General features: G+C 54.0%; 1 rRNA gene. It reads right to left on the bottom strand.

Annotated features, from left to right (window positions below):
• A 23S ribosomal RNA gene (locus V2S86_RS25330) occupies positions 1-642 on the bottom strand; the annotation flags it as partial.

The following is a 642-nucleotide window of genomic DNA, read 5'->3' as shown; positions in this document are numbered from 1 at the left end:
CTGCACTTACACACCCAGCCTATCAACGTCTTAGTCTTAAACGTTCCTTCAGGGACCTTAAAGGCCCAGGGAAGACTCATCTCGAGGCAAGTTTCGCGCTTAGATGCTTTCAGCGCTTATCTTTTCCGCACTTAGCTACCGGGCAGTGCCATTGGCATGACAACCCGAACACCAGTGGTGCGTTCACTCCGGTCCTCTCGTACTAGGAGCAACCCCTCTCAATCTTCCAACGCCCACGGCAGATAGGGACCGAACTGTCTCACGACGTTCTAAACCCAGCTCGCGTACCACTTTAAATGGCGAACAGCCATACCCTTGGGACCTACTTCAGCCCCAGGATGTGATGAGCCGACATCGAGGTGCCAAACACCGCCGTCGATATGAACTCTTGGGCGGTATCAGCCTGTTATCCCCGGAGTACCTTTTATCCGTTGAGCGATGGCCCTTCCATTCAGAACCACCGGATCACTAAGACCTACTTTCGTACCTGCTCGAGCCGTCACTCTCGCAGTCAAGCTAGCTTATGCCTTTGCACTAACCTCACGATGTCCGACCGTGATTAGCTAACCTTCGTGCTCCTCCGTTACTCTTTGGGAGGAGACCGCCCCAGTCAAACTACCCACCAGACACTGTCCTCACCCC

This window comes from Serratia sp. C2(1), from assembly GCF_036352655.1.
GTDB lineage: Bacteria > Pseudomonadota > Gammaproteobacteria > Enterobacterales > Enterobacteriaceae > Serratia > Serratia inhibens.
Note: the sequence above shows the minus strand (reverse complement) of the source record. Positions and strands in the feature narration are given on the sequence as shown.